Genomic DNA, 22,012 nt, shown 5'->3' on the forward strand with positions numbered 1-22,012 from the left:
ACTGTAGAAGATCGTCGTCGGGAGTCAACCACCGGTACCCTCTAACCGTTCGCTCCCCGGCTTCGGGGTCGTCCGAGCAGAGGAGAATGGTGACCATGAACGCTCCGCAGCCGCAAGGCGTGCCGACCCCGCCGCGACGGGTCGTGGTGGCCGAAGACGAGGCGCTGATCAGGCTGGACCTCGTCGAGATGCTGCGTGAAGAGGGTTACGACGTGGTCGGTGAGGCCGGTGACGGGCAGACTGCGGTCGATCTGGCGGTCGAGCTGAAACCCGACCTCGTCATCATGGATGTGAAGATGCCGAGGCGTGACGGCATCGATGCGGCGTCCGAGATCGCCGCGAAACGTATTGCCCCCGTGGTTATTCTCACAGCGTTCAGTCAGCGAGACTTGGTCGAACGGGCCCGTGACGCCGGCGCGATGGCGTATCTGGTCAAACCGTTCTCCGTCGCCGACTTGGTGCCCGCCGTGGAGTTGGCAGCCAGCCGGTTCAAGGAGGTGACCGCACTGGAGCGGGAGATCTCCGACCTGTCCGAACGGCTCGAGACGCGCAAGGTCGTCGAGCGCGCCAAGGGCGTGCTGATGGACAAGCAGTCACTTACGGAACCCGAAGCGTTCCGGTGGATTCAGCGGGCGGCGATGGATCGCCGTTCGACCATGAAAGCGGTGGCCCAGGTGGTCCTGGAGACCCTCGGCGGCGAGAAGCCCCAGTAACCCTTTACGGCCGCGTAAACACTGACCGCATCAAGGTCACAGTAAGGTCACGAGCCGTTCGCCGAGGGTCGCGAATGCCGCCGGACAGCTAGCGTCTGATCCCACAGCGGACGCCAACTCGGGTGGCGTCCGTACACAGGTGATCTAAGGAGACTTTGGATGGCTAAACGGACCCTCGTGCGGGCGGCCGCGGTTCTCGGCGCGGCGAGCCTCGCACTCGCAGGTTGCAGTTCGGACAGTGGCGACGAGTCCGCGAGCGGAGGCGACGGTGCCGCCGCCTCGGCCACCACGGTGACCACCGACTGCACCCCCGAAGAGGCGACGGCCGGAACGACACCGTCCACGGCGCCACTGAAGATCGGCACCCTGCTGCCCGACACCGGTAGCCTCTCCTTCCTCGGACCGCCGATGGTGGCGGGCACCCAGCTCGGTGTCAACGACGTCAACGCCGCCGGCGGAGTGCTCGGTCAGCCCGTGCAGTTGATTCCCGGCGACTCGGGCGACACCACCACGGATACGGCCAACTCCACGGTCGACCGCGAATTGGCAGCGGGCACACAGGTGATCGTCGGTGCGGCGTCGTCTTCGGTGTCGCTCAAGGTCATCGACAAGGTGGCCAGCGCGGGTGTCGTGATGTTCTCGCCGGCGAACACGTCCGACCAGTTCGTCTGCTACGCCGACAAGGGGCAGTACTTCCGTACGGCCCCCACGGACGTGTTGCAGGCTCAGGCTGTGTCGCAGCTCATCTCGGACGACGGCGGCCAGCGGGTGTCCGTCCTCGCACTGAACGATCCCTACGGCACCGGGCTCGCCGACAACATCGTGAAGAACCTCGCCGACGCCGGCATTCCGGAAGATCAGATTCAGAAGATCATCTACGACCCCAACGCGCAGTCGTTCAACTCGGAGATCGATCAGGTCAAGGACTTCGCCCCGGATGCTGTGGCAGTAGTGGGATTCGAGGAGTCGGCCAAGATCATCACACGTATGCACGAGGTGGGCATCGGCCCGTCCGACGGCATGAAGGTCTACGGTGTCGATGGCAACATGGGTAACGCGCTCGGCGAGGCGGTGGCGCCGCCGCTGCTCGACGGGATGCAGGGCACCACTCCGCTCACCGACGTCGGTCCCGCGTTCCAGGATCGCCTCAAGGGCATCAACGGCGCGCTGATCGACTTCAACTACGCCGGTGAGTCTTACGACGCCGTCGTGGTCTCCGCGCTGGCTGCGGAGGCGGCGAAGTCGACGGCGGGCCGCGACATCGCCGCCAACATCAACAACGTCACCGAGGGTGGCACGCCGTGCACGTCCTACCAGGAGTGCCTGCCGCTCGTGCAGGCCGGAACGGACATCGACTACAACGGCGTCACCGGCAAACTCGACTTCAGTGATGCGGGCGAACCCTCCATCGGTTCGTACGGCAAGATGAAGTTCGGTGCCGACAACAAGCTGACGACGGACGGATACATCGTCGTGGGGGAGTGATCCTTCCCAGCTGAAACATACTGTGTTTCAACGAACTGTGGGCCAGGGAAACCCCTGGCCCACAGTTCGTGTGTGGGGACTATTTCTTCTCTTGGCTGCCCGCCAGCGTGCCCAGGTACAGTTCGATCACCTTGGGGTCGTGCATGAGGTTGGGTCCCGAGTCGGTGTAGGCGTTGCGGCCCTGGTCCAGAACGTAGCCACGGTCGCAGATCTGGAGGCATCGACGGGCGTTCTGCTCCACCATGATAACCGAGACGCCCGCGGCGTTGATCTTCTTGCAGCGGATGAACACCTCGTCCTGGAACATCGGGGAGAGTCCGGCGGACGGTTCGTCGAGGAGCAGTACGGACGGGTCCATCATCAGCGCCCGGCCCATTGCCACCATCTGCCGCTCACCGCCGGAGAGGGCGCCGGCCTTCACTTTCCTGCGTTCGATCAGCAGCGGGAAAAGATCGCCCACGAAGGCGAATCGCTCGTCGAATGCCTTTGGGCGCAGATACATTCCCATCTCGAGGTTTTCCTCGATGGTGAGCGAAGGGAAGACGTTCTGCGTCTGCGGAACGTAGCCCACACCCTTCTGGACGAGCACGTGCGCGGGCTTGGCCGTGATGTCCTCGCCACGTAGCGTCACCGAGCCCTGCCGGACCGGAATGAGTCCGAACAAGGACTTCAGCAGTGTCGACTTACCGGCGCCGTTGGGGCCGATGATGCCGACGATCTCGCCTTCGCGAAGGAAGAAGTTACATTCGCGCAGAATGTTGACGCCGGGAATGTATCCCGCGACCACACCGTCGGCCCGGACGAGAGCGCCCTCGGCGAGCCGTGCGTGCTCCTCGGGCGTGGCCGCGAATTCCGCTGGGGTCAATTCGGTCATGGGTTCTCACGCCTCAGCTCGGTAATCTCGGGTTCGGAGAGGTCGCCGCCGGTCTCGAGGGTCTGCGCCTCCGCAGTCTCGAGCGCCTCGGCGAGCGCCGCAGTCTCGCCGACGGGGTTTCCTTCCTCGTCGAACTCCAGTGCCTGATCGTGGTGGCTACCCAGATAGGCGTCGACTACGGCGTTGTTCGACGAAAGGTGAGCGGGTGTGGATTCGGCGATGACGCTGCCCTGTGCCATGACCACCACCCAGTCGCTGATGTCGCGGATCACGTCCATGTCGTGTTCGACGAAGACGACGGTCATGCCTTCGTCGCGCAGCGATTTGATGTGCCCGAGCAAGCTCTGAGTGAGGGCCGGATTCACGCCCGCCATCGGTTCGTCGAGCATCACCACGGTCGGCTCGGTCATCAGCGCGCGCGCCATTTCCAGCAACTTGCGCTGGCCACCGGACAGCGAGCCGGCGAGGTCGTCGGCCTTGGTGTCGAGCTTGAATCGTGCGAGCAGTTCATTGGCCCGCTCCGTGACGTCCCTCTCCTGCGCCTTCCACATCCACGGCAACAGGCTGGTGAGCATGCGTTCACCGCGCTGGCCGGTGGCGCCGAGACGGACGTTGTCCAGCACCGTCAGCTTCGACAGCGCCTTCGTGAGCTGGAAGGTGCGTACCACCCCTCTGCGCGCCACCTGATGCGGATACATCCGGCCGAGGGACTGGCCGTCCATCGACCAGGTGCCACTGTCGGGCCGATCGAAACCGGTGAGGAGGTTGAACAGGGTGGTCTTGCCCGCACCGTTGGGGCCGATCAGCCCGGTGATGCACCCACGCTGGATCTCGAGGTGCGCCACGTCGACTGCCTTGAGTCCGCCGAAGGTGCGGGACACGTTGTCCACCACCAGAATCGGGTCGGGCTTGGGCGCGCCGGGGACCTGGGGGACGTCGGCGAAGATCGCCTCCCGCTCCTCGGTCGTGAGGGTGGTGACGGTCTGCTGATCGTCGGGCAGTCTGTGGTCAGGCATTGAGCTGCACCTCCCGCTTGTTGCCCAGTATGCCCTGCGGGCGGAACACCATCAGGACCGCGATCATGATTCCCAGCAGGACGAACCGCATCGCGCCGACCTGCTGTTCCGTCAGCGGCAACAGGGGTTCGGGGCCGGAGATGGCCTGCCGCAAGAGCGCGTCGGGGATGGCGAGCAGGAACCAGAACAGCATCGCGCCGATCACGGGTCCGAAGACGGTGGCCGCGCCGCCGAGAATGAGGGCGCCGAATGCGAAGAAGGTCTGGGCGGTGGAATAGAAGTCGGGGTTGATCGATTTGGTCTGCAACGCGTTGAACACGCCACCGAGCCCGCCGATCATGCCGCCGAGAACGAGCGCCTGCATCTTGTAGACGAAGACGTTCTTGCCGAGCGAACGGGCGGCGTCCTCGTCCTCGCGAACCGCCTTGAGTACGCGACCCCACGGGCTGTGGGTGAGGAGGTACACGAACCCGCAGAGGACCAGCACGAGGGTCCAGCCGACCACCATGGACCACAGGTCGTCGCCGTAGAACTTCACGCCGAGGAAGTTGTACTGCTTACCGGAGTCGAAGGGGCTGAGCGAGGTGAACGGGTCGGCGAAGCCGAACAGCCCGTTGGTCGAACCGGTGATGGAATCGGATGCGGTGGAACGGAAGATCAGTCGCAGAATTTCGGACGCCGCGATGGTGACGATGGCGAGATAGTCGGCCCGCAACCGCAGAGTCGGAATGCCGAGAACGAGAGCGAGGAGGCCGGCGGCGGCGAGACCGACCAGGATGCCGAGCCAGAGCGGTTGCTCGTAGGTGACGGTCATGATGCCCACGCCGTATCCGCCGAGAAGTGCGAAACCGATCTGGCCGAAGTTCAGCAGGCCGGCGTAGCCGAAGTGGAGGTTGAGACCGATTGCCAGCAGCGCGTAGAAGATCGCCGAGGGGCCGATCAGCTGGGCGAGTGAGACCTGGAGTGCTCCGGGAATGTCCATACGATCACCCGATCCTTTGGCGGCTGCCGAGAATGCCCTGAGGCCGGACGACGAGGATGACGATCAAGATGAGCAGTCCTCCGATGTACTTGAGGTCGGGGTTGATCACCAGGGTCGACAGCTGTACCAGCATGCCGACGATCACGCAGCCGAGCAGCGCGCCGTAGGCGGTGCCGAGTCCGCCGAGGGTGATACCTGCGAACATCAGCAACAGGAGTTTGAAACCCATCTCCCACTGCACGCGGCCACCGAGTTCCGAGATGCCGAACAGGACGCCACCGAGTGCGGCGAGTCCGCCGCCGAGCCCCCAGACGAACCGGATGACTCGTTCGACGTCGATGCCGGAGGACGCAGCGAGGTCGCGGTTGTCGGCGACGGCACGCATGGCCTTGCCGATGCGGGTCTTCTGCAGCAGGAGGGCAACGCCGACGAGGACGACGAGGCTGATCCCGATGGACACGAGGTTGGCGTCGGTGATGGCGATCGGACCCCAATGCCTCTCCACCTGGGCTTGGTAGTCGACGAAGGGTTCGGCGCGGTCGGAGAAGAAGATGAGGATCAGGTACCGCAGGGCGATTGCGAGGCCGATCGACACCACGAGCTGGGGGATCAGTCCGGTCTTGCGCTTCCGCAGGGGTCGCCAGATCCCGGCGTCGTTGGCGACGCCGATCAGGACACCGACGATGATCGCCAGGATCGTGGCCGGGATCAGCTGCACCCCGAACGACACGTTGATGACCCAGGCGGCGACGGCGCCGAGCGTGACGAGTTCACCGTGCGCGAAGTTGGTCAGGCCGGTGGTGCCGTAGATCAGGCTCAGCCCGACCCCGGCGATGGCGATCACGAGGCCGAACCTCAGGCCGTCGATGAGCTGGCGGATCAGCTTCTCGTAGAACGGAACCGCCGAACCTGTCCGGGCCTCACCGAAGGAGAAGATGACCGTGTTCGCGCGGCCGGCCACCACCTGACGATCCACGGTTCCCTGCACGCTGACGCCCTCGGGGAGCGACTCGGCGACGATCTCGAAGGTGTACCTGCCCGGCGCGACCCGGAGTTCCCAACGCCCGGTTTCCGCGGACTCCGTCGAGGCGACCTCTGTTCCGTCGGCGTCCACCGCCCGCACCGTCACACCCGCGAGCCGCTCTCCGGCGTTGTTGAGATTGCCGCTGACCGGAACGGCATTCTCCGGGGGCGCAGGTTGGCCGGTGGCAGGCGGCGGCGCCGGTGTCGGGGTGGGTTGCTGTGCTGCCGCGGAACCGCCGAACGCGATCGCCGCGACGAACCCGAGCAGGAGGAGGACGAACGCACGGCGCAGTTGCCGGGTGACCGGCCCCCGTCTCGTGCGTTCCCTCACGGACATCGGTCGCGCACTCACTGCTGGGAGTCGCTTCCTCACGGTTGGGGCCACGCAGGTCCTCCGAGGACGTGTAGTTCGGTCAGGTCGTGCAGCGTCGGGCCCGTCTTTCAGCCCGGGCTGCGATTTCCGGACTCTAACGGGTCGAGTCGCGCGAAATCGGGTTCTACGATTTCCGGCGCGTTTCGGTTGAGTTTCGAACCGTCCGGCTGATCGGTGTCGGATCCGCTCCCTAGACTGGGCAACCGTGAGCCCCGCAACCACACCCCGGTCCACCACGTCCCTCGCGTCCGTCACGGCCGCGCCGGACGAGACTCGCCCTACCCTGATGCTGCTCGACGGCCATTCGCTGGCCTTCCGTGCGTTCTACGCCCTGCCCGCCGAAAACTTCAAGACTCACAGCGGGCAGGTCACCAACGCCGTCTACGGGTTCACGTCGATGCTGATCAATCTGCTGCGGGACGAACAGCCCACGCATGTCGGCGCCGCCTTCGATGTGTCGCGGCAGACGTTCCGGGCCGAGAAGTTCCCCGACTACAAAGCGAACCGCAGCAAGGCTCCCGACGAGTTCAAGGGGCAGGTCGAGATCACCAAGGACGTCCTGGGTGCTCTCGGTATCCCGGTGATGGCCGAGGAGGGGTTCGAGGCGGACGACATCATCGCCACCCTCACCACCCAGGCCGAGGCGCTCGGTTACCGCGTCCTCGTGGTGACCGGTGACCGCGATTCGCTCCAGTTGGTCAGCGACGGTGTCACGGTGCTGTACCCGAAGAAGGGTGTGTCGGATCTGACCCGGTTCACCCCGGCCGCGGTGGAGGAGAAGTACGGGCTCACTCCGGCGCAGTACCCCGACTTCGCTGCCCTCCGCGGCGACCCGAGTGACAATCTGCCGGGTATCCCCGGAGTAGGCGAGAAGACCGCCACCAAGTGGATCCGCGAGTACGGGGATCTGGTGGGCCTCGTCGACAACGTCGATCAGGTGCGCGGCAAGGTCGGTGACGCGCTGCGCGCCAACCTCCCCAACGTCCTGCTCAACCGGGAACTCACCGAAATGGTGCGGGATGTGCCCCTGCCGTACACCCCGGACCAGCTGATTCTGGCCCAATGGGATCGCGAGAAGATTCACGCGCTGTTCGACGACCTCGAGTTCAAGGTGCTGCGGGATCGGCTGTTCGCCACGCTGGCGCCGGTCGAGGCGGAAGCAGAGGAAGGCTTCGAGGTCCGCGGCGGCGCGCTCGAACCGGGTGCCGTCGCGGACTGGCTGGCGGCACACGCGTCGAGCGGTGCGCGCTCCGGTGTGTCCGTCGTCGGCACCCGTACCCCGTACGGCGGTGACGTGACAGCCATCGCGATCGCCGCGGCAGACGGGGAAGGTGCCTACATCACCACGGTCGGCGCCACGCCGGAGGACGAAAAGGCACTCGGCTCCTGGCTCGCCGACGCGGAGCAGCCGAAAGCTTTGCACGAGGCGAAATGGGCAATGCATGCTCTGCGCGGACGCGGGTGGGTACTCGGCGGGCTCACCAGTGACACCGCCCTGGCTGCCTACCTGGTCCGCCCAGGTCAACGCACCTTCAACCTGGACGACCTGTCTCTGCGGTACCTGCGCCGGGAACTGCGCGTGGAAGAGACCGGGCAGGAGCAGCTTTCACTGCTCGACGACGCCGACCAGGTAGATGCCGAGGCCGCGGAAGCGGAAATTCTCAGTGCCAGGGCCATACTCGATCTGGCGGCGGCACTCGACACCGAACTCGCGGACATCGAATCGACCGCCCTGCTGTCCGAGATGGAACTTCCGCTGCTCGAAGTACTGGCAAATATCGAAGCCGCGGGCATCGCCGTCGATTGCGAGCACCTCAACGACCTGCAGAGCCGCTTCGCGGCCGAGGTGTCGCAGGCGGCGGAGGCTGCCTACGGCGTCATCGGCAAGCAGATCAATCTCGGATCGCCGAAGCAGCTGCAGGTTGTGCTGTTCGACGAACTAGAGATGCCGAAAACGAAAAAGACCAAGACGGGATACACGACCGACGCCGAGGCGCTGCAGAGCCTTTTCGAGAAGACGTCGCATCCCTTCCTCGAACATCTGCTGGCTCACCGCGACGCCACCCGGCTGAAGGTCACGGTCGACGGGCTGCTCAAAACGGTGGCCGAGGACGGGCGCATCCACACCACCTTCAACCAGACCGTCGCGGCCACCGGCCGGTTGTCGTCCACCGAGCCGAACCTGCAGAACATCCCTGTACGCAACGACGCCGGCCGACAGATCCGGGACGGGTTCGTGGTCGGTGAGGGCTTCGACACGCTGCTCACGGCCGACTACAGCCAGATCGAAATGCGCATCATGGCCCACGTCTCCGGCGACGAAGGACTGATCGAGGCATTCAACACGGGGGAGGACCTACACAGCTTTGTCGGGGCACGGGCCTTCGGCGTGCCGATCGAGGAGGTCACCCCCGAGCTGCGCAGACGCGTCAAGGCGATGTCGTACGGCTTGGCATACGGGCTGAGCGCTTTCGGCCTCGCCGCTCAGCTGAAGATTTCGACCGAAGAGGCGAAGTCGCAGATGGAGGCATATTTCGCGCGATTCGGCGGGGTCCGCGACTACCTGCACGCGGTAGTCGAGCAGGCACGCAAGGACGGATTCACGTCGACGCTGTACGGCCGTCGCCGCTACCTTCCCGACCTCACCAGCGACAACCGTCAACGGCGTGAGGTGGCGGAGCGGGCGGCGCTCAACGCCCCGATTCAGGGCACCGCAGCCGACATCATCAAGGTCGCGATGATCAATGTTCAGCGTTCACTGCGCGAGGCGGGACTGAAGTCGCGGATGCTGTTGCAAGTCCACGACGAACTGGTACTCGAGGTGGTCGAGACGGAGCGCGAGCAGGTGGAGCAACTGGTCCGCGACAACATGTCTTCGGCCATCGAGCTCTCGGTGCCGCTCGACGTGTCGGTCGGCACCGGACGCAGTTGGGACGCCGCCGCCCACTGAGCTGAGCCTCACAGCGACTCGGGGCCCAGCTCACAGGGATTCGGGGCGACGACGTCCTTCGCGTTATTCGGCCGGCGTCTGCTCGGCGATCTGCTTGCGTACCTCGTCCATGTCGAGGGCCTTGACCTGCGTCACCAGATCTTCGAGCGCCGCCGGCGGGAGAGCTCCCGGCTGGTTGAAGACGAGAACGCCTTCCCGGAACGCCATGATGGTCGGGATCGAGCGGATGTTCGCTGCCGCCGCGATTCCCTGTTCGGCCTCGGTGTCGACCTTCGCGTGCACCACGTCCGGGTGTTGCTCCGAGGACTTCTCGAAGGTGGGCGCGAAGCTGCGGCAGGGGCCGCACCAGGACGCCCAGAAGTCGACGAGGACCACATCGTTGCCGGTCACGGTCTCGTCGAAATTCTGTTGAGTCAGGGTCTTGGTGGCCACGAGGGTCCTTTCGATCGGGAACGGTCGTGCCAATACAACGCGGGAGTGTCGCCGATTCTTCCCCGCAACCGCCTCAGCCGACGCGCTCGGTGTTCCGGAAGGTGCGCCGGTACGCCTGTGGGGTGGTGTGCCGTAGGCGGAGGAAGTGCTGACGCAGCACAGCGCCTCCGCCGAAGCCGACCCGTTCGGCGATGACGTCGACCGACAGATCGGAATTCTCGAGGAGCTGTTGTGCGGCCAGCACGCGCTGATCGCTGAGCCACCGCGCCGGGGTGGTGCCGGTCTCGGCCTGGAATCGCCGCGCGAAGGTACGCGGCGACATATTGGCCTTTGCCGCGACGGCCGTCACCGAGAGGTCGAGGGCGAGGTGTTCGGTCATCCAGTCCAGCACCGGCCCGAGGGTGTCGATCGACGTCGACGGCAACGGCATCGCGACGTACTGGGCCTGACCGCCGTCGCGGTGCGGCGGGACCACCATGCGGCGAGCGATACCGTTGGCCACCCTGCTGCCCTGTTCCTTGCGCACGATGTGCAGGCACAGATCGATGCCGGCCGCGGTGCCCGCGCTCGTCAGCACGGGGTCGTCGTCGACGTAGAGGACATTGGGATCGACGGTGGCGCCGGGATGCAGTGCCGCGAGCCGCTGGGCGTGCCGCCAGTGGGTGGTGCAGCGGCGGCCGTCGAGAAGTCCCGCGGCGCCGAGAACGAAAGCGCCGTTACACAGACTCGCGACCTTCGCTCCGCGCTCGACGGCGGCACGAAGTTTGTCCAGCAGTGGGTCCATGCACGGATCGGGATCCTTCGCGCAGACGTACGACCCGTCCGCTTCCGCGTAGGTTCCGCCCGCCGGGACGATGATGAGGTCTGCGTCGTCGAGCCGGTCTAGGTCGTACGGGACGTCGATGCCGTAGCCGAATCGTGTGCGGATCGGTTGGGAGACGCCGGCGACGAGTGAGAAGTCGTAGGTGGGAAGTCCGTCGTCGGATCTGTCGAATCCGAACACCTCGCAGGCGACGCCGAGTTCGAAGGCTTCGGTAAGCGGCATGAGCGGTACTACGACCTTTTTCAACACCGCACCAGTATGGCAGAAATAAGTCGAACTATGGCATTTCTGCCACTACTTCTCGGAAGCTGCCGGCGCAAGGCTTGAGGCATGACAATCCTGGTTGTGGTTCTGCTCGTGTTCCTGGCACTGGCTGCCTTGGCGCTCGCCGACCGCACGCCCGACACGCACAACGACGTCACCCAGCACGGCGATTTCCGGTTTTGAGGGCGAGTCCGGTCACGGCGGGGCCGTCACGGTCCACTCGCGTTTGGCATCTCCGTCCCATCGCCGTACCACCGAGGCGCGGCCGATGATGTCGCCGCCGTCGAGTAGTCGTACGGCGTCGGCGATCTGATCCGCGGGCAGTCGCCGCGCCAGAGTGACGTGGGGAGTCCATTCACCCGGACGGATGTGCGGCGTCACCTCGGTGGCGTGCTCGGCGAGATCGAACACCGACCGGTGTAGCGACAACAGGGCCTTGGACGGCACCACCAGACGCGACAACGTGACGTGCCTGCCGCCGAACATGACCAGTCCACCCAGACGGACATGGAACGACGGGGTGGGGATACGGCGCCCCAGGAGCTCGTCGATCTCGGGTGGGATATGGCGCGCGACGAACAGTGTGACGTGCGGCCGATTCGACAGTGCGCGAACGCGAGTCCTGCTCGGCAGACCGGCGTCCCAGAGGAGTTTCCACTCGGCGCGCACGGCGTCGTCGGTCGCCTCGTCGAACAGCAGTTCCACCGACTGGACCATGGTAGGCAATGATGGCCTCATGGGCGGTCCTACGGCAAACAACTCGGATAAACGCATCGGCGTGATCCTCGGTGACGGCATCGGTCACGAGATCGTTCCGGCAACGCAGCGCGTGGTGACCGCGGCCGTCACCGCCGCCGGTGGGGCCGACGTCGACTGGGTGACGTTGCCCCTCGGGCTCGGTGCGATCGACTCCCACGGCACGCCGCTGCCGGACTCCACCCTGGCGGCCCTGGCGGAGCTCGACGCCTGGATCCTCGGTCCGCACGACAGCGCGGCCTATCCGGAACCGTTCCGAGGGCAGCTGACCCCCGGAGGAGTCATCCGCAAGAAATTCGACCTGTTCGCCAACATTCGCCCGGCCCGTTCGCTGGAGGGAGTCGCCTCGATGGTGCCGGACATGGATCTGGTGATCGTTCGCGAGAACACCGAAGGCCTGTATGCGGATCGAAATATGTTCGCCGGCAGCGGCGAGTTCATGCCCACGCCCGATGTGGCCCTCGCGGTCGGCGTCGTCACCAGGCGGGCCTGTGAACGCATTGCACACACAGCGTTCGCGCTCGCCCGGACCCGGCGGCGCCACGTGACGATCGTGCACAAGGCCAACGTCCTGTCGTTGACGACGGGACTGTTCCGCGACGTCTGCCGGGACGTGGGCGAGCGCCACTACCCGGATGTTCAGATCGATGACCAGCACGTCGACGCGATGACCGCCCACCTGGTGCGCCGCGGACGCGACTTCGATGTCGTCGTGGCGGAGAACATGTTCGGTGACATCCTGTCGGATCTCACGGGCGAGCTGTCCGGCTCACTCGGCACCGCGCCGTCGATCAACAGCTCCGACACCCAGGTCATGGCGCAGGCGGCACATGGTGCGGCCCCGGACATCGCGGGACACAACCGGGCAAATCCCACGGCGCTGATGCTGTCTGCCGCGATGATGCTCGACCTGTTCGGCGAGCGCCGAGCCGACCGGCACCTGGTCGGTGCCGCGACCCGGATCCGGGATGCCGTCCGGTCGACGATCGCGTCCGGAGTGGCCACCGCTGACCTGGGTGGACTCGCGTCGACCAGCGAATTCACCGAGACCGTCCTCGCCCGTACCCTGCGTCGGTGAAAGCGCGGTCACGGCACGGCACGGGCCGTTAATGTTCGGTAACGACGTCTGCAGATGTGGGTGCCGTAACCTACCGTTCGACTATTCGGAGTTCGCGAGTTCTCCGTCGCCGTAGCTCGTACGGTGCAACACGATTTTCGATGCATCACGATTTTTCTGGAGGACATGCCAGTGTCTGGTCGATCCGTCTTCACGCGTCGGCGCGTGGCCCGAACCATCTGTGCACTGGCGGGAAGCAGCGCGCTGCTCCTCGCCGGCTGTGCCAGCAATACCGAAGGTGGCGGTTCCCCTTCGGGGGACGCCGCCGCCACGGTGGAAGTCGAGAAGGTGGATGCCATCGCGGCCGAGTTGCCGGAGAAGATCGCGTCGTCGGGCAAGATCGTGGTCGGCGTGAACATCCCGTACTCGCCCAACGAGTTCAAGGATCCCAGCGGCAAGATCGTCGGCTTCGACGTGGATCTCGTCGACGCCGTCGGCAAGGTACTCGGGGTCACGCCGGAGTACACCGAAGCCGACTTCGACAAGATCATCCCGTCGATCCAGGCCGGCAGTTACGACATGGGCATGTCCTCGTTCACGGACACCAAGGAACGCGAGCAGTCCGTCGATTTCGTCACGTACTTCAGCGCGGGTGTGCAGTGGGCGCAGCCTGTCGGTAAGAATGTCGATCCCAACAACGCGTGCGGTCTGCGGGTCGGGGTGCAAACCACCACCATCGAGGACCTCGAGGAAGTACCCGCCAAGAGTGCCGCGTGTGTGGCGGCCGGCAAGCCGGCGATCGACATCGTGAAGTTCGACAGCCAGGACGACGCCGCCAACGCGGTCGCCCTCGGCAAGGTCGATGCCATGTCCGCGGATTCGCCCGTCACCGCCTACGCGATCAAGCAGAGCGACGGCAGGATCGAGGCGGCAGGCGAGGTCTTCGACGCCGCGCCCTACGGCTGGCCCGTCGCCAAGGGATCGCCCCTCGGACCCGTTCTCCAGAAGGCCATGCAACACCTCATCGACGACGGCGCATATCAGAAGATCGCGGAGAACTGGGGCGTCCAGGCCGGCGTCATCACGACTTCGCACATCAACGGCGCCACGAGCTGAGCGGTTGACGAGTGTCTGATCTGGAAAAGGTGCCGGGCGATGTCTCGACCGCGACGGGTTCGGATCCCGAGCCGATCAAAGCGATCCCGCTGCGACGGCCCGGGCGCTGGATCGCTGCGATCGTCGTCGGGTCACTCCTCGCTCTGTTCGTCAACGGTGCCCGCACGAACGAGGCGTATCGCTGGGACATCTACATCCGCTACCTGTTCGACGCGCGAATTTCCGCAGCGGCCTGGAACACGATTCAGCTGACGATTCTGTCGATGGCGATTGCCATCGTGCTCGGCGTGCTGCTCGCTGTCATGCGGTTGTCGCCGAACCCGGTGCTCAAGGCGTCGTCCTGGGGTTATCTGTGGATCTTCCGCGGCACCCCGGTGTACGTCCAGTTGGTGTTCTGGGGCCTGTTCCCGTCCATCTACAAGCAACTCGACCTCGGCATCCCCTTCGTGCACCAGTTCGTGCACATCGACCTGCAGGGCATCAACGCGGCCTTCCTGTTCGCGGTGATCGGCCTGGGCCTCAACGAGGCCGCGTACATGGCCGAAATCGTCCGGGCCGGCGTCAACTCGGTCGCCGAGGGGCAGACCGAGGCGTCGGTGGCGCTGGGCATGACGTGGTCGCAGACGATGCGGCGGACAGTGCTGCCACAGGCGATGCGGGTCATCATCCCGCCCACCGGCAATGAACTGATCAGCATGCTGAAAACCACCTCGCTGGTCACCGCGGTCCCGTACAGCCTCGAACTGTACGGCCGTGCCAGAGACATTTCGGGTGCCAACTTCCAGCCGATTCCGTTGCTGATGGTCGCGGCCACCTGGTACCTCGCCATTACGAGTCTCCTGATGATCGGGCAGTTCTACCTCGAGCGGTACTACTCGAAGGGCGCGACGCGCAAGCTCACCGCCCGGCAGTTGCAGGCGCTCGCCGACGCGCAGGGCAAGCCGCTGGTGATCGAACCCGGCCCCGAGACGCTGCCCGACACACCCGGAGGGGAACGAAAATGACGCCGATGGTCAAGGCGGACCAGGTGTGCAAGAACTTCGGTGCGCTCAAAGTACTCAAGGGCATTTCACTCGAAATCGGCCGCGGGCAGGTGCTGTGCCTGGTCGGCCCCTCGGGGTCCGGCAAGTCGACATTCCTGCGCTGCATCAACCACCTCGAGCAGGTCAATGCCGGGCGGCTCTACGTCGACGGTGAACTCGTGGGGTACTCGGAGCGGAACGGCAAGCTGTACGAACTGCATCCCCGTGCGGCGGCGAAGCAGCGGCGCGACATCGGCATGGTGTTCCAGCACTTCAATCTGTTCCCGCACCGGACCGCGCTCGAGAACATCATCGAGGCGCCCACCCAGGTCAAGCGGCTCAGCAAGAAGAAGGCCGTCGAGCGTGGACGTGAACTGCTGGCCCAGGTCGGGCTGAGCGAGAAAGCCGACGCCTACCCTGCCCAACTGTCGGGTGGTCAGCAGCAGCGGGTCGCCATCGCCCGGGCACTCGCGATGGACCCGAAGCTGATGTTGTTCGACGAGCCCACCTCGGCGCTCGACCCGGAACTCGTCGGTGAGGTCCTCACCGTCATGAAAGACCTTGCGGCAGGCGGCATGACCATGGTCGTGGTCACTCACGAGATGGGTTTCGCCCGCGAGGTGGCCGATCAACTGGTGTTCATGGACGCCGGCGTGGTGGTCGAATCGGGAGAGCCACGCGAACTGCTGGCCAATCCGCAGCACGACCGCACCAAGGCGTTCCTGTCGAAGTTGCTGTGAGCGAGCCGGCGCTCTTCGACTTCGTCGGTGTCGACGTCGAGCAGGGCGGGACCCGTGTGCTGCGCGACATCGACGTGACCATTCCGGAAGCGGGAATCACTGTGCTGGTGGGGCGTTCGGGGGCCGGGAAGTCGACGCTGCTGCGATGCTGCAACCGGCTGGAGGTCCCGACCACGGGAGTCGTTCGGTTTCGCGGACGGTCGCTGTCCGACGTGGACGTGCTGGCGCACCGGCGGACGGTGGGCATGGTGTTCCAGCAGCCCACCGCATTTCCCGGAACGGTGCTGGACAACCTCCGTGCCGCCGACCCCGGTGTCGACGAGGCGCGCGGAGGTGAGTTACTCCGCCACGTCGGGCTCGAACCGGCAATGCTCGGGCAGGTGGCCGACACCCTGTCGGGAGGCGAGATGCAGCGTATGGTCCTGGCCAGGGCGCTCGCGACCCGGCCGTCGGTTCTGCTCGCGGACGAACCGACCGCAGCCCTCGACACGGAATCTTCGGCGCAGCTCGAGTCGCTCGTGCTGCGACTGGCGAAGGAAGGGATGCCCATTCTCTGGGTCACCCATGATCTCGCGCAGATGCGCCGGCTGGCAGATCACCTCGTGGCGCTCGATTCGGGTCACATCGTCTATACCGGTGCCCCCGGCGACTATTCGGACCGTTCCATTGCGGGGGAGTCGGAGACGTGAGCTCGACGATCATCGGATGGGCCGGTCTTCTCGCATCGCTGATCTTCGTCGCTGTGGCAATCGGACTCTCAGCGCAGCAACGGCTTTCGCTGACGACGCCGATCGTCGTCTCCGTGGCGCGTTCCCTCGTGCAGATGATGATCGTCGGGGTGGCGCTGGTTCCACTCGTGCGGCCACAGACCCCACTCTGGTGGTCGTGGCTGTGGGTCATCGGCATCGTGTTCTTCGCCGCGTACACGATTACGCGCCGGGCACCGGCGGTCCCCGAGTTGTATGTCCTCGCGCTGGCCGCCATGGCGGCGGTGGCGGTGGTGGGCCTGGCCGTGATCTTCGGCGCTCGGATCTTCGAGCTGAGCGGGCGGACGCTCGTGCCCGTCGCCGGCATGATCGTCGGAAACTCGATGAAGTCCGCCGTCATCGCCGCCGCGCGGGTCAGTGAGTCGGTGGCCGACCATCGCGCGGAGATCGAGGCCGGACTCGCTCTCGGGATGACACCTCGCCGCGCCTTCGATCGGCAGCTACGGTCGGCTCTGCGAACGGCTATTTCGTCCCAGGTCGAGCAGACGGCAGCCCTGGGCATCGTGTTCCTGCCCGGCGCGATGACCGGTCTGATTCTCGCGGGCGTCGACCCCATGGAAGCGGTGTTCGCTCAGCTCGCACTGATGTACGTCATTCTGGCCGGCGTCGTCATCGCTGTGGTGGTGACGGGTCTCGGCACGCTGCGGAGGCTCACCACGGCCGATCAACGACTGGTTCCGGTCGGCCGCGCCCGCTGACCTCTCGGTGTCTGTGGCTGCCCCTGGCTACGGGCTGTCGGCGACAGGTTTGCGGCAACTGAAAATCGCCGTGCCGGGGAAGAGCTGGCCCCGTAGCGGGCTCCATTGACCCCATTCCCGATCGAGCCATTCGGGCCACTCGGGCTCGATGATGTCGCGCACTTCGAGTCCGGCGGCGACGATCTCGCGAACGCGGTCACCGATGGTGCGGTGGTGCTCCACGTAGGTCGGCACGCCGGCCGAGTCCACCTCCACGTAGGGCGTGCGATCGAAGTAGGGGAGCGTGGCGGTGAGGCCGCGCGGCCCGGGATCGTCGGGGAAGATCCACCGGATCGGATGGTTGACGGCAAACACCCACAGACCGCCGGGCCTCAGGACCCGGCCCACCTCGCGCATGACCGCCGCCGAATCGGCGACGAACGGAACTGCGCCAAAAGCCGAACATGCGAGGTCGAAGCTTCCGTCCGCGAACGGGAGGTGCTCGGCTCCTGCTTGAATCAGCGGCACCACCGGTCCTCCCGTCCGCATGGCGTCGACGCCGCGGTCGAGCATCGCCCGCGAAATGTCGAGTCCCACTGCCCGCGCCCCCCGGCCGGCAAGCCACCGTGCGCAGGGAGCGGAGCCGCAGCCGACTTCGAGGACGTCCTTGCCCGCGACGTCGCCCAGCAGGTGGTGATCGCCCTCGTGAAGTCCCTCCGGGCACCACACGAACTCGCCGTCCGCCACGTCCACCCCGAGGAACTCGCCATGGGTGCGGTGGTAGTCGTCGGCGTCGGCGTCCCACCACGCTCGGCTCGCGCGTTCGCTGGCCTCCGAGTCGACCCGGATGCGGCTGACTCCGGCGGTTCCGAGGACACTGTTGGCGGTGCCGTGGCGGTCGTCTTCGGGGGAGTGGGCGGGATCTGTCGCACGAGAGTCGGGCATGCGCAACAGACTAGAGCGTGGGAACGGACCCGGGTTTGCCCAGCTTGCCCAGGGGCGCGTAGCCTATTGCACGCGAGTGTCTACGTGCGCGACATCCGATTGGGTACGGTTCGAGTTTTCGTTCGGTTCCGGTCAGGTGTCGTTGCACTGTTCTCGTGCTTTGTCCGACAGAACACCATCAACCGACCACAACCCGTCCGGAGCAACTCAACATATGCCCTCCACCACCGTCACCTCGCCGCAGGTAGCCGTCAACGACATCGGCTCCGCCGAGGACTTCCTCGCCGCCATCGACGCAACGATCAAGTACTTCAACGATGGTGACATCGTCGAAGGCACCATCGTCAAGGTCGATCGCGACGAGGTTCTGCTCGACATCGGTTACAAGACCGAAGGCGTCATCCCTTCCCGTGAGCTCTCCATCAAGCACGACGTCGACCCCAACGAGGTCGTCTCCGTGGGCGATGAGGTCGAAGCTCTCGTCCTCACCAAGGAGGACAAGGAAGGCCGACTGATCCTGTCGAAGAAGCGCGCTCAGTACGAGCGTGCCTGGGGCACCATCGAGGAGCTCAAGGAGAAGGACGAGGCCGTCAAGGGCACCGTCATCGAGGTCGTCAAGGGTGGCTTGATCCTCGACATCGGCCTGCGTGGCTTCCTTCCCGCTTCGCTCGTCGAGATGCGCCGTGTCCGCGACCTCCAGCCGTACGTCGGCAAGGAGATCGAGGCCAAGATCATCGAACTCGACAAGAACCGCAACAACGTCGTCCTCTCGCGCCGCGCGTGGCTCGAGCAGACGCAGTCCGAGGTTCGCAGCGAGTTCCTGCACCAGCTCCAGAAGGGCCAGGTCCGCAAGGGCGTCGTGTCCTCCATCGTCAACTTCGGTGCCTTCGTGGACCTGGGCGGCGTCGACGGCCTGGTGCACGTGTCCGAGCTGTCCTGGAAGCACATCGATCACCCGTCCGAGGTTGTCGAGGTCGGCACCGAGGTCACCGTCGAGGTTCTCGACGTCGATCTCGACCGCGAGCGCGTGTCCCTGTCGCTCAAGGCCACCCAGGAAGATCCGTGGCGTCAGTTCGCCCGCACACACGCCATCGGCCAGATCGTGCCCGGTAAGGTCACCAAGCTGGTTCCGTTCGGTGCCTTCGTGCGCGTCGAAGAGGGAATCGAAGGCCTCGTCCACATCTCGGAGCTGGCCGAGCGCCACGTCGAGGTCCCGGACCAGGTTGTCGGGGTCGGCGACGATGCGCTGGTCAAGGTCATCGACATCGACCTCGAGCGTCGTCGTATCTCGCTGTCCCTGAAGCAGGCCAACGAGGACTACAACGCCGAGTTCGATCCGTCCAAGTACGGCATGGCGGACAGCTACGACGAGCAGGGCAACTACATCTTCCCCGAGGGCTTCGATCCCGAGACCAACGAATGGCTCGAGGGCTTCGACAAGCAGCGTGAAGAGTGGGAGAACCGCTACGCCGAGGCTGAGCGTCGCCACAAGATGCACACCGCTCAGATGGAGAAGACCGCTGCAGACGAGGCCGCCGAGGCTGCCACCGCTGCTGCCGGCTACTCCTCGGAGTCGGGCGCAGGCGATGCCGATACCGCGTCGTCGTCCGCATCGGCTCCGGCGTCCGAATCTGCTGGTGGATCGCTTGCGAGCGATGCACAGCTCGCCGCTCTGCGCGAGAAGCTGTCGGGCAACGCCTAGTAGGCCCGCCTGACGCAGTCAGGCGCAGAAAACGAGACCCCGCTCCTGCCACGGCAGGAGCGGGGTTCTTTTGTCGGTGCTGCCGCCCAAAACGACTGTGGCCCGGCCTTTGGTGAAGGCCGGGCCACAGTCGCGTGGAAGGACGCTGGGGGTTCAGTTCGCGGTGACGGGAATCCAGTAACTCGACGACGACGCCTGGCCCTCCGAGCGTTTACGCATCGACGCGAAGCTGTGCTTGCCCTGGCTGATCATCGCGGTGAGCCACGTCCGCCGATGCTCGGCGAGTGCCGACGCAACCGCGGGAATCTCGAGGCAATGCACGCCACCCGCAGTGCCGAGGCGGTGCCGACCGGGCTGAAGGCGTTGCTCGCGCATGGCGTTCCTCTTCTTCGAGAAGGTGCAGGTCGGGCCGTTCGCTAGAACATAACCGACCGTGCTGCCGATCGGTGGTATTTGGGATCGGTGAGTCTGCCGGTAACGGTGGGGGAGATGATGTCGGTGGGGCCGCGCAGGCGAGGGCAGGGTGGATGCCACACTGGGTGACGTGTTGAGAATCGGCCTCACCGGAGGCATTGGAGCCGGCAAGTCCACCGTGTCGAAGATCCTGGTGGAACTGGGTGCCGTGATCGTCGACGCAGACCTGATCGCCCGTGAGGTCGTCGAGCCGGGCACCCCCGGCTTGATCGCTCTCGTGGAGCGATTCGGCAACGACATCCTCACGGAGGCCGGGGCGCTCGACCGGGCGGCCCTGGCGGCACGTGCCTTCGCGGACGAGGAATCGCGGTTGGCGCTGAACTCGATCGTGCATCCACTCGTCGGTGCGCGCACGGCGGAACTCATCGATTCAGCAGCGGCAGACGCGGTGCTGGTACAGGACATTCCGTTGCTGGTCGAGGGCGGTATGGGCGCCGCGTTCCATCTGGTCCTGATCGTGTTAGTCGACGCGGAGGAACGGGTACGCAGACTCGTCGGGTCCCGAGGCATGCCGGAAGCGGACGCGCGGGCGAGGATCGCCGCGCAGGCGGACGACGAGCAGCGGCGGGCAGCCGCGGACGTCCTACTCGACAACAGTGGGGAGCCCGGGGCGCTCGAACCCGTGGTCAGGGCCCTGTGGTCGGAGCGGATCGCCCCCTTCGCGTCCAATATCCGTACCCGCACCGTCGTGCGGCCGTTGCCTGTACTCGTGGCGCCGGATCCGCGGTGGGCGGGAGAGGCCGCGCGGTTGATCGCCCGACTGCAGTTGGTGTGCGGGGACCGGGCGGTGCGGGTCGATCACATCGGGTCTACCGCGGTCGAGGGTATGCCGGCAACGGACGTCATCGATTTGCAAGTCACCGTTGCCGACCTCGCGACGGCGGACGAACTCGCCGAACCGCTCGCCGAGGCGGGCTTTCCTCGCATCGAGCACATCACGTCGGACGATCCCAAGCCATCCTATCTCGGTGGCGAGACCGATCCAGCGTTGTGGGACAAGAGAATTCACGGGGGAGCCGATCCGGGCCGGCCGGTCAACATTCATCTTCGGGTCGATGGATGGCCTGGACAGCAGTTCGCACTGGTGTTTCGGGACTGGCTCCGAGCCGATCCGGATGTCCGGGCCGAGTACACCGACATCAAGGTGGGCGCGGCCGACAAGGCCGCCGACCACAGCTCGTACGAGGACGCGGTCACCGCCTACATCGACGCGAAGTCTCCCTGGTTCGACACGGCCTACTCCCGGGCCTGGAAATGGGCCGATCGCGCTGGCTGGAAGGCCTGACATCACCGCCAGTCGATCGGCATTCCGAGCGAGGCCAGCCACCGCCCGAGGTCGTGGCCGTGTGTGGCCAGGCCCTCGATGGCGGCGACGGCGGTAGTGATCGCCTTCTCGGCGGTGGCCGTATCGAGCAGACCGGCGCTGTGCGCCTCCATCAACTCGTCCACATCCAGTAATTCGGTGCTCCGCCCGGTTCGCACGACCAGATCGAGGTAGTGGTCCTCCGACGTCCAGACATCGTCGCCCCGAGTGAACACGCCGATGTCGACGTAGTGGTCCTGGTCCCGCCGATGCTCCGGCCGGAAATGGAAAATGGATGCCCGGAGTCCCAGGTCGGGAAGCAGCCACGACTCGAGGTAGTCGAACTGCCGATGGTCGGCCGTCCGCGCCATGTAGAGCCCCCACGGCTCGACGCGGAATTGCTCCACCGGACGGACGAATCCTTTCGGATCCGTGTTGGTGCTGTTGCGGAGATCGAAGTATTCGATCTTGGGTGGGTGCGGATGAGCAGCGCCTTCCATGAGGCAGAACCTACGGCA

General features: G+C 65.6%; 21 protein-coding genes. 11 read left to right on the forward strand and 10 right to left on the reverse strand.

From position 1 onward, the window contains the following. Positions 1-86: 86 nt before the first annotated feature. Positions 87-713 (forward strand): ANTAR domain-containing response regulator, encoded by a 627-nt coding sequence (locus CBI38_RS12975; RefSeq protein WP_109329396.1) that lies wholly within the window; start codon positions 87-89, stop codon positions 711-713. 159 nt (positions 714-872) lie between these two features. Further along, positions 873-2,198, forward strand: a complete 1,326-nt coding sequence (locus CBI38_RS12980; protein ID WP_109329397.1) for an ABC transporter substrate-binding protein — start codon at positions 873-875, stop codon at positions 2,196-2,198. Positions 2,199-2,277: 79 nt separating this feature from the next. Here the strand turns inward: CBI38_RS12980 and CBI38_RS12985 are convergent, their stop codons facing one another. Genes CBI38_RS12985 through CBI38_RS13000 form a run of 4 tightly spaced genes read right to left on the reverse strand, consistent with a single transcriptional unit; the run spans position 2,278 to position 6,445 of the window. Further along, positions 2,278-3,072 carry an ABC transporter ATP-binding protein gene (locus CBI38_RS12985; RefSeq protein ID WP_109329398.1) on the reverse strand — a complete coding sequence of 265 codons (795 nt, stop codon included), beginning with the start codon at positions 3,070-3,072 and terminating at the stop codon, positions 2,278-2,280. Beyond that, entirely contained in the window at positions 3,069-4,088 is a 1,020-nt protein-coding gene (locus CBI38_RS12990; RefSeq protein ID WP_109329399.1) for an ABC transporter ATP-binding protein, read from the reverse strand. The genes CBI38_RS12985 and CBI38_RS12990 overlap by 4 nt, the downstream gene beginning before the upstream one ends. Further along, positions 4,081-5,070 carry a branched-chain amino acid ABC transporter permease gene (locus CBI38_RS12995; RefSeq protein WP_109329400.1) on the reverse strand — a complete coding sequence of 330 codons (990 nt, stop codon included), beginning with the start codon at positions 5,068-5,070 and terminating at the stop codon, positions 4,081-4,083. The genes CBI38_RS12990 and CBI38_RS12995 overlap by 8 nt, the downstream gene beginning before the upstream one ends. Positions 5,071-5,074: 4 nt before the next feature. Further along, on the reverse strand, positions 5,075-6,445 hold the full coding sequence (locus tag CBI38_RS13000) for a branched-chain amino acid ABC transporter permease (RefSeq protein ID WP_230990164.1): 1,371 nt from the start codon (positions 6,443-6,445) through the stop codon (positions 5,075-5,077). A gap of 226 nt (positions 6,446-6,671) precedes the next feature. On the opposite strand from CBI38_RS13000, the gene polA reads away from it, so the two are divergent. Then, entirely contained in the window at positions 6,672-9,416 is a 2,745-nt protein-coding gene (gene polA, locus CBI38_RS13005; RefSeq protein WP_204164921.1) for a DNA polymerase I, read from the forward strand. Positions 9,417-9,479: 63 nt separating this feature from the next. Here the strand turns inward: polA and trxA are convergent, their stop codons facing one another. The 3 genes from trxA to CBI38_RS13020 all read right to left on the reverse strand — a co-directional run bounded on the left by trxA (position 9,480) and on the right by CBI38_RS13020 (position 11,652). Further along, positions 9,480-9,848 carry a thioredoxin gene (gene trxA, locus CBI38_RS13010; RefSeq protein ID WP_109329403.1) on the reverse strand — a complete coding sequence of 123 codons (369 nt, stop codon included), beginning with the start codon at positions 9,846-9,848 and terminating at the stop codon, positions 9,480-9,482. Between the two features lie 73 nt (positions 9,849-9,921). Continuing rightward, on the reverse strand, positions 9,922-10,920 hold the full coding sequence (locus CBI38_RS13015; RefSeq protein ID WP_109329404.1) for a helix-turn-helix domain-containing protein: 999 nt from the start codon (positions 10,918-10,920) through the stop codon (positions 9,922-9,924). Positions 10,921-11,130: 210 nt separating this feature from the next. Then, positions 11,131-11,652: a 2'-5' RNA ligase family protein gene (locus CBI38_RS13020; protein ID WP_109329405.1), complete on the reverse strand. Its 522-nt coding sequence runs from the start codon at positions 11,650-11,652 to the stop codon at positions 11,131-11,133. 19 nt (positions 11,653-11,671) lie between these two features. On the opposite strand from CBI38_RS13020, the gene CBI38_RS13025 reads away from it, so the two are divergent. The 6 genes from CBI38_RS13025 (at position 11,672) to CBI38_RS13050 (ending at position 17,091) form a co-directional block, all read left to right on the forward strand. Then, positions 11,672-12,769, forward strand: coding sequence for an isocitrate/isopropylmalate dehydrogenase family protein (locus CBI38_RS13025; protein WP_109329406.1), 1,098 nt, complete (start codon positions 11,672-11,674; stop codon positions 12,767-12,769). Between the two features lie 165 nt (positions 12,770-12,934). Further along, positions 12,935-13,864, forward strand: a complete 930-nt coding sequence (locus CBI38_RS13030; RefSeq protein ID WP_109329407.1) for an ABC transporter substrate-binding protein — start codon at positions 12,935-12,937, stop codon at positions 13,862-13,864. Between the two features lie 20 nt (positions 13,865-13,884). Next, entirely contained in the window at positions 13,885-14,868 is a 984-nt protein-coding gene (locus tag CBI38_RS13035; protein ID WP_109335050.1) for an amino acid ABC transporter permease, read from the forward strand. Then, entirely contained in the window at positions 14,865-15,626 is a 762-nt protein-coding gene (locus CBI38_RS13040) for an amino acid ABC transporter ATP-binding protein (RefSeq protein WP_109329408.1), read from the forward strand. The genes CBI38_RS13035 and CBI38_RS13040 overlap by 4 nt, the downstream gene beginning before the upstream one ends. Continuing rightward, positions 15,623-16,315 (forward strand): ABC transporter ATP-binding protein, encoded by a 693-nt coding sequence (locus tag CBI38_RS13045; protein WP_109329409.1) that lies wholly within the window; start codon positions 15,623-15,625, stop codon positions 16,313-16,315. Before CBI38_RS13040 ends, CBI38_RS13045 begins: the two co-directional genes overlap by 4 nt. Continuing rightward, positions 16,312-17,091: an ABC transporter permease gene (locus tag CBI38_RS13050; protein WP_109329410.1), complete on the forward strand. Its 780-nt coding sequence runs from the start codon at positions 16,312-16,314 to the stop codon at positions 17,089-17,091. Before CBI38_RS13045 ends, CBI38_RS13050 begins: the two co-directional genes overlap by 4 nt. A gap of 27 nt (positions 17,092-17,118) precedes the next feature. Here CBI38_RS13050 and CBI38_RS13055 read toward each other — a convergent pair whose 3' ends face one another. Then, on the reverse strand, positions 17,119-18,015 hold the full coding sequence (locus CBI38_RS13055) for a class I SAM-dependent methyltransferase (RefSeq protein ID WP_109329411.1): 897 nt from the start codon (positions 18,013-18,015) through the stop codon (positions 17,119-17,121). 214 nt (positions 18,016-18,229) lie between these two features. Between CBI38_RS13055 and rpsA the strand changes: the two genes are divergently transcribed. Next, the gene (rpsA, locus tag CBI38_RS13060) at positions 18,230-19,717 is read left to right on the forward strand and encodes a 30S ribosomal protein S1 (RefSeq protein ID WP_109329412.1); all 1,488 of its coding nucleotides are present in this window, start codon (positions 18,230-18,232) and stop codon (positions 19,715-19,717) included. Between the two features lie 153 nt (positions 19,718-19,870). Here the strand turns inward: rpsA and CBI38_RS13065 are convergent, their stop codons facing one another. Then, a complete protein-coding gene (locus CBI38_RS13065) occupies positions 19,871-20,092 on the reverse strand; it encodes a hypothetical protein (protein WP_109329413.1) in 222 nt (73 codons plus the stop codon). 169 nt (positions 20,093-20,261) lie between these two features. Between CBI38_RS13065 and coaE the strand changes: the two genes are divergently transcribed. Further along, the gene (gene coaE / locus CBI38_RS13070) at positions 20,262-21,476 is read left to right on the forward strand and encodes a dephospho-CoA kinase (protein WP_109335051.1); all 1,215 of its coding nucleotides are present in this window, start codon (positions 20,262-20,264) and stop codon (positions 21,474-21,476) included. Positions 21,477-21,478: 2 nt separating this feature from the next. Here coaE and CBI38_RS13075 read toward each other — a convergent pair whose 3' ends face one another. Beyond that, the gene (locus CBI38_RS13075) at positions 21,479-21,994 is read right to left on the reverse strand and encodes a ribonuclease FAU-1 family protein (RefSeq protein ID WP_109329414.1); all 516 of its coding nucleotides are present in this window, start codon (positions 21,992-21,994) and stop codon (positions 21,479-21,481) included. Positions 21,995-22,012: the final 18 nt, after the last annotated feature.

The sequence above is a fragment of the Rhodococcus oxybenzonivorans genome, from assembly GCF_003130705.1.
In the GTDB taxonomy this organism is placed as follows: Bacteria; Actinomycetota; Actinomycetes; order Mycobacteriales; family Mycobacteriaceae; genus Rhodococcus_F; species Rhodococcus_F oxybenzonivorans.

Bases quoted from the DNA above. Each gene is read 5' to 3' on its own strand.
- CBI38_RS13030 (WP_109329407.1), top strand. From the start codon at position 12,935: ATGCCAGTGTCTGGTCGATCCGTCTTCACGCGTCGGCGCGTGGCCCGA.
- CBI38_RS12975 (WP_109329396.1), top strand. From the start codon at position 87: ATGGTGACCATGAACGCTCCGCAGCCGCAAGGCGTGCCGACCCCGCCG.
- CBI38_RS12990 (WP_109329399.1), bottom strand. From the start codon at position 4,088: ATGCCTGACCACAGACTGCCCGACGATCAGCAGACCGTCACCACCCTC.
- CBI38_RS12995 (WP_109329400.1), bottom strand. From the start codon at position 5,070: ATGGACATTCCCGGAGCACTCCAGGTCTCACTCGCCCAGCTGATCGGC.
- CBI38_RS13075 (WP_109329414.1), bottom strand. From the start codon at position 21,994: ATGGAAGGCGCTGCTCATCCGCACCCACCCAAGATCGAATACTTCGAT.
- CBI38_RS13055 (WP_109329411.1), bottom strand. From the start codon at position 18,015: ATGCCCGACTCTCGTGCGACAGATCCCGCCCACTCCCCCGAAGACGAC.
- CBI38_RS13040 (WP_109329408.1), top strand. From the start codon at position 14,865: ATGACGCCGATGGTCAAGGCGGACCAGGTGTGCAAGAACTTCGGTGCG.
- CBI38_RS13025 (WP_109329406.1), top strand. From the start codon at position 11,672: ATGGGCGGTCCTACGGCAAACAACTCGGATAAACGCATCGGCGTGATC.
- CBI38_RS13020 (WP_109329405.1), bottom strand. From the start codon at position 11,652: ATGGTCCAGTCGGTGGAACTGCTGTTCGACGAGGCGACCGACGACGCC.
- CBI38_RS13065 (WP_109329413.1), bottom strand. From the start codon at position 20,092: ATGCGCGAGCAACGCCTTCAGCCCGGTCGGCACCGCCTCGGCACTGCG.
- CBI38_RS12985 (WP_109329398.1), bottom strand. From the start codon at position 3,072: ATGACCGAATTGACCCCAGCGGAATTCGCGGCCACGCCCGAGGAGCAC.
- rpsA (WP_109329412.1), top strand. From the start codon at position 18,230: ATGCCCTCCACCACCGTCACCTCGCCGCAGGTAGCCGTCAACGACATC.
- CBI38_RS12980 (WP_109329397.1), top strand. From the start codon at position 873: ATGGCTAAACGGACCCTCGTGCGGGCGGCCGCGGTTCTCGGCGCGGCG.